The 4,963-nt window shown below is 61.7% G+C and carries 8 protein-coding genes; 4 read left to right on the top strand and 4 right to left on the bottom strand.

All coding sequences use genetic code 11. The features are described from left to right. The first annotated feature begins 182 nt into the window (after positions 1–182). Positions 183–410 carry a type II toxin-antitoxin system HicB family antitoxin gene (locus tag V5B39_RS21815; protein ID WP_332344916.1) on the top strand — a complete coding sequence of 76 codons (228 nt, stop codon included), beginning with the start codon at positions 183–185 and terminating at the stop codon, positions 408–410. 80 nt (positions 411–490) lie between these two features. Continuing rightward, entirely contained in the window at positions 491–619 is a 129-nt protein-coding gene (locus V5B39_RS21810) for a type II toxin-antitoxin system HicA family toxin (protein ID WP_332344915.1), read from the top strand. A 147-nt stretch (positions 620–766) separates the two neighbouring features. Here V5B39_RS21810 and V5B39_RS21805 read toward each other — a convergent pair whose 3' ends face one another. Both V5B39_RS21805 and V5B39_RS21800 read right to left on the bottom strand, forming a co-directional pair. Beyond that, a complete protein-coding gene (locus V5B39_RS21805) occupies positions 767–1,033 on the bottom strand; it encodes a BrnA antitoxin family protein (protein WP_332344914.1) in 267 nt (88 codons plus the stop codon). Beyond that, positions 1,026–1,292, bottom strand: coding sequence for a BrnT family toxin (locus tag V5B39_RS21800; RefSeq protein WP_332344913.1), 267 nt, complete (start codon positions 1,290–1,292; stop codon positions 1,026–1,028). The genes V5B39_RS21805 and V5B39_RS21800 overlap by 8 nt, the downstream gene beginning before the upstream one ends. Before the next feature lie 264 nt (positions 1,293–1,556). On the opposite strand from V5B39_RS21800, the gene V5B39_RS21795 reads away from it, so the two are divergent. Next, entirely contained in the window at positions 1,557–2,219 is a 663-nt protein-coding gene (locus tag V5B39_RS21795) for a hypothetical protein (RefSeq protein WP_332344912.1), read from the top strand. Further along, positions 2,216–2,860 (top strand): RES family NAD+ phosphorylase, encoded by a 645-nt coding sequence (locus V5B39_RS21790; protein WP_332344911.1) that lies wholly within the window; start codon positions 2,216–2,218, stop codon positions 2,858–2,860. Before V5B39_RS21795 ends, V5B39_RS21790 begins: the two co-directional genes overlap by 4 nt. 87 nt (positions 2,861–2,947) lie before the next feature. Here the strand turns inward: V5B39_RS21790 and V5B39_RS21785 are convergent, their stop codons facing one another. Then, positions 2,948–3,802 carry a transposase gene (locus V5B39_RS21785; RefSeq protein WP_332344910.1) on the bottom strand — a complete coding sequence of 285 codons (855 nt, stop codon included), beginning with the start codon at positions 3,800–3,802 and terminating at the stop codon, positions 2,948–2,950. 94 nt (positions 3,803–3,896) lie between these two features. After that, positions 3,897–4,963 (bottom strand): RHS repeat-associated core domain-containing protein (locus V5B39_RS21780; RefSeq protein WP_332344909.1); only part of this gene is annotated, 1,067 nt, incomplete at its 5' end.

Below are 4,963 nucleotides of genomic sequence, written 5' to 3'. Positions count from 1 at the left end.
CTGCCGCAACATCGGCGGCCCAGCCGCCCTCAAAACCCCGATTTGTCTCGGCCGCGGACCATCCCTCGCCAGCAGCCTCCTCTACGCCTCGCAGCCAACTATCGGCAGTTCTTGACCGCCATTGACATGTGTGCAACACGAGGTGCTAGACTGTCCGGCGTTCACTTCTGGAGGTCGCGGCCATGGCACGTACAATGCAGTTGACGGCAATCATCGAACGTGAGGCGGCCGAGTACGTCTCGATCTGCCCGGAACTGGACATCGCCAGTCAAGGAGCCACAATCGAAAAGGCACGCGACAATCTGCAGGAGGCGATAGAGCTGTTCTTCGAAACGGCCGATTCCTCCGAGATAGCCACCCGCCTCCATGACGAGGTGTTCGTCACCCGGCTTGAGGTCGCGGTTGGTTAGGCTTCGAGTCTTCTCCGGAAGGGACTTGTGTCGGCTGCTCGCCGACCACGGTTTCGAAGCGGTCAGGCAGCCACGCGGTCATGCAGAAGCGGACAGCAGGCACCACCGTAACGGTCCCGGTCCCGCTGCACGACGAAATTCGCATCGGGACACTTCAATCCATCATCCGTCAGTCAGGCCTGCCCAAGTCCCTGTTCGAGCAAGGTTGAGCGTTCAGGCTTGAAGAGAAAGCGACTTGTCTTCGTCTCTCCAGCGCCGAAAGGACACGGGGCAAGCCATCGAACTATTACGGGGGTGGCGGACGAGAAAAGCGGGGCCGCATCTCGCTGGCATGGTGGCATTGTGCGCATGCGCAGCTATGCGATGTGCAGTTCTTCGCGCAGCACTTTGCGCAGCGTCGCCACTGTAATGGGCTTGTCCTCGGCGTCTTTGCTCGCCGCATCGGCAACTACCGCGCGCAATGCCGTGTTTATCATGGTCTGGTATCCCGCCCCTAGCGCCTCTGCCCGGGTTCGAAAAAACTCGATGACTTCGTCGTCAAGCATGATCGTAATGCGGGTCTTCCCCGTGGATGGGATGACGGCACCCCGCTTGCCGTTGCTGAAATCGTATTCTTTACGCATGGTATTGCTCCGCTTCGCCTTGACTGGCTTTGCGCGCAGAGATCAACCGGGTTCGGCTCTCGCGCGGTGAATGGACGATGACCAGGACCCGTCCGAGTGCGTCCCTGCCCAGCGTGACGAAGCGCTGTTCTCCCTCTGCGTCCGGATCCTCGATGGTGACAGCCATCGGGTCACGGAGGGCTTGTTCGGCGTGGGCGAAGCTGACCTGGTGCTTGGCCAGGTTGGACCTGGCCTTGGATGGGTCGAATTCGATGTCCATCGACGCATTATGCATACATTATACATATAGTCAATCGGGCGACCCGGGACACCCGAGACAGCGAACCTCAGGGCGCCAACGGGTGGTCCGTCGACGTGCGCAAGGATGTGTGATTGCCAGAACCCCGGAGGTGTGCCGAAAGAAAATGTTGGAATCTTAGACCCCGCTGCGGGTGCGTTTTACGGCAACGCATGCATGGTCTTCTGATTGCCTATTTGGCCGTTAAGATATATCGTGAAGGCACAATAGGCCAAGGAAGCCGCCATGACACAAGTTGCAAAAGCTCGTGATGAAGGAGCGACTGCCCCGCCACGTCAATCAAGACGACAGGCGGTGCGAACCGGCTCGGGCGCTCCCGCAGTTGCTGTGGTTCCCCTGGAATTCCAGGAGGGTCTGGCACGCGTGGTTTCGTTGCTGGAGCGCGAGGGGCGTAGCCAACTGCTCGACAAGGCAGACCAGATTGCGCGGCTGGTAATCGAGGTCACGCCGCCGTCGGATGCACTGCTCCGGGAGCGCACCGCCCGCCTCAAGACGATTGCCTGCCTCTTCGCCGAGACCCAGTGGTTAACCGCCCAGCAGATTCACGATCTGCAACCGAGGCCGCCGAAGAACCCTTCAGCTCCCGCGAGTGACTGGAAAAGGCGCGGCAAGATCTTCTCCGTAAGCTGGGACGGGAAAGAGTACTTCCCCGCCTATCAGTTCAGCGAAGCGCTTCAACCGCTGCCGGCAATTGCCGAGGTTCTCGCCCAGTTCGGTGAGGTCGCCGACACCTGGCAGATCGCGGCCTGGTTTCATTTCCCCAACGGTCGGCTCGCTGCCGGCGATCCAGGTCACGCTCAGCGCGCTCGTGCCCCTCGCGATTGTCTGGACGAACGAGAAGCACTGCTCCAGGCCGTCCGCCATCGCCTGGGTAGCTATCAGGCATGAGTTGCGGCCTGCCGGCCCCGGGACCATCCGAGAACTTCACCCTGGAGACCGTCACCCGCCGGCAAGCGCCGATGTGGTACCACGTCTTCTGCACCCGGGACCACCCCAATACCCCGGAGAGTTTCTCACTGGGCTGGGGCGATACGCGATTCGCGCCGCTCAAGCTGCCCGACGGCCGTCCGGTCGGCACTTGGTACGCGGCCACCAGCGAACGCGCTGCCTGCCTCGAATCCGTGCTGCACGACGTGCCACTCGATCCGCCCGGCGTCTTCAGCCTCGCCGACCTGGCGCACTACCGCATCGCCGCGCTGAAACTCGACGATGCGATCCAGTGCGTGTCGTTTCACACTCCGTTCCTGCCAAAGCTGCATCTCACCCGTGGTCAATTGATTGACAGCGAGGCCGCCTGCTACGCGGAAACCCGTGCCTGGGCGCAGGCTTCGTTCGATCAGCGCCCAAGCGCTCAGGGCATCGTCTGGGGCTCCAGGCGAGACGACTCGGCACGCTGCCTGATGCTCTTCCAGCAGCGCTTCCGCGGATCACCGATCCGAGAGGTGCTGCACGAGACGCCACTGGCAAGTCCGCCGCAACGGGAGCAATTCGTCGACCTCGCGCTGCGCCTTGGCATACATCTGATCTGAAGCCGGCGTCGGTTGGAGATCGCCTGTGGACGGTTCGCCGGTTTGACGCTGTCCGTGCGAACACCGACGGAGAAGCCCTGTCGAGCCCTACCTTGTCGTCCTTTGTTGCAGTTCGTAATTGCGGACGGCGCGGCTGACGGTCATGTAGTGCACCGCGAAATGTCGGCCGATTTCCGCCATCGTATAGGCACCGGACTGGTAGGCCAGGGCCATGGCGAGATCTCGCTCGGGGTAGCGCATCGCGTACTCATCGAGCGACAAAGCCACTGCGCGCCTATGAGCCTTCGAGACCTCGCGCAATTGCTCCGGAATGCCTTTCTGGCAGTGCCGTTCCACGAAAGCGCGATCGCCCAGCACCAACTGCTGGCGAGCTTCGAGAACGGGACTCGGCAAACCCCTGCCAGCCAGCAGAAACTCCACATAAGCGCGACGAGCCTCGCCGCGCTCAGGGGCAAACTGCCGCAGCAGCCAGTCCGCATCCAGCCATGGTGGCGGAGATTCCCGGCCGACAACGAACGGATAGCTGCTCCAGTGCCAATCATCGAGCGAATCGACCATCCGGGCGCGCAGCGGATTCAGGACCACATAACGAGTCAGCTCCAGCAGGTAGACTTCCTTCTGCACCAGGATCGCCTTGTAGCGCCCCTGAAAAAGATGCCCAACCAAGCCGTGGCGGCGGTTGAAGCGCTGCGTGTAGAGGCCGTTCAAATGCCGCATCCCGAGCGACAAGTTGCCATCCGGCGTCTCCAGCAGCAGATGATAGTGATTGGTCATCTGGCAGAAGGCGTGCACCACCCAGTTGAAGCGCGCGCAAACGACGCCCAGCACCTCCAGCCAGTCGCTGCGGTCAGCATCGTTCAGGAAAATGTCTTCCCTTCGATCCCCGCGCGAGGTGACATGATAAACGGCCCCGGAGAATTCCAGCCTTAGCGGTCTAGCCATCTGGCAAGCGTAGCATGTTTCGTCGGGTGTTGTAATGTTAGACCTGACCCCGCCGTTTGCGTTTGCGTTTGCGCCGTTTGCGTTCTGCTCACGCTCATGGTTGGGCCTTGCCGGTCCCGTCCGATTGGAACACAGAATAGTTTTGGCTACCCGTTTGGGGAGGCGATGGGAAATGATATGGTGATGGATAAGCTGGTGCTGGCCATCTAAACGCGCTGTCTACAAGGCGTTGCCACGTTGACTTGACTCCCTTATCCCAGCCCTGTGCTTGTAGGATTAGAGCCAGCCAATCCACGTAACCCTTCAACGCAATCCCCGCGGCAGCGCCTGCCCCACAACCACAAGGAACACCAGCTACGGTTGGCCCTGTCACTAGCATCCCAACAAGGCATCCAGCGCCGGCGGCCGCTGTATCTTCCGCGAACGACCTGCCAACGGCCTTCAACAAGTGCTCCACTCCCCATTCCTCGCGGTGCTCTCTTTTCTCCAACTCAAGTCCACCCACTTCCTGGACTAGCGTCTCACCCAAGTCAGACGCACCCCATAGTAGACCGAACGGATCAGACCCGCCCGTTGGCGAGCCATCGCCGTAAACATAGGTATTTAAACCGCCTTTGAATCCCAAGGGGTCTTCCTTGAGGAACCGCTTGATGCCTGGCTCATAATACCTCGCCCGATAAAAATACAACCCCGTCCCATCATTCTCCCTCCCCGTATACTGCGTCGAGTTCCCGCTGTCCTCCCCACTCCGCACCGTCTCCCCATACGGGCTATACCCATACGCCGTCGCGATCGTCTGATCCGCCCGCGCCTCAGCCACCACACTCCCCAGCGCGTCGGTCAGCAGCGTCCGGTCGCCGCTCGCCGCAAACCGTCCGATTGCCTCGTCGATCGCCAGCCCGGTGAGCAGCGCTGCCTCGTTGGCGCCGAACTCCGCGAGCGCCTGCACGCCGTCGTAGAGATAGCCGGTGCTCAGCCCATTGACCACCCGCTGCACCCGCCGCCCCAACGCGTCGTAGCGGAAGCTCGCGGTGACGCCCGGCCCGGCAATCGCGATCAGCCGGTCACGGGCGTCCCAGGTGTAGGTCGTCGTGCCGCCCGGGCAGGCCTTGCTCGCCAGGTTGCCGTTGGCGTCGTAGGCCAGCGTGCAGGTCTGGCCGG

The sequence above is a fragment of the Accumulibacter sp. genome, assembly GCF_036625275.1.
Taxonomy (GTDB): domain Bacteria; phylum Pseudomonadota; class Gammaproteobacteria; order Burkholderiales; family Rhodocyclaceae; genus Accumulibacter.
This window is presented reverse-complemented; position numbering and strand designations above follow the sequence as displayed.

What these genes read in the sequence shown, in the direction of transcription:
- V5B39_RS21815 (WP_332344916.1), top strand. Translation starts at nt 183, where the DNA reads ATGGCACGTACAATGCAGTTGACGGCAATCATCGAACGTGAGGCGGCC.
- V5B39_RS21810 (WP_332344915.1), top strand. Translation starts at nt 491, where the DNA reads ATGCAGAAGCGGACAGCAGGCACCACCGTAACGGTCCCGGTCCCGCTG.
- V5B39_RS21805 (WP_332344914.1), bottom strand. Translation starts at nt 1,033, where the DNA reads ATGCGTAAAGAATACGATTTCAGCAACGGCAAGCGGGGTGCCGTCATC.
- V5B39_RS21800 (WP_332344913.1), bottom strand. Translation starts at nt 1,292, where the DNA reads ATGGACATCGAATTCGACCCATCCAAGGCCAGGTCCAACCTGGCCAAG.
- V5B39_RS21795 (WP_332344912.1), top strand. Translation starts at nt 1,557, where the DNA reads ATGACACAAGTTGCAAAAGCTCGTGATGAAGGAGCGACTGCCCCGCCA.
- V5B39_RS21790 (WP_332344911.1), top strand. Translation starts at nt 2,216, where the DNA reads ATGAGTTGCGGCCTGCCGGCCCCGGGACCATCCGAGAACTTCACCCTG.
- V5B39_RS21785 (WP_332344910.1), bottom strand. Translation starts at nt 3,802, where the DNA reads ATGGCTAGACCGCTAAGGCTGGAATTCTCCGGGGCCGTTTATCATGTC.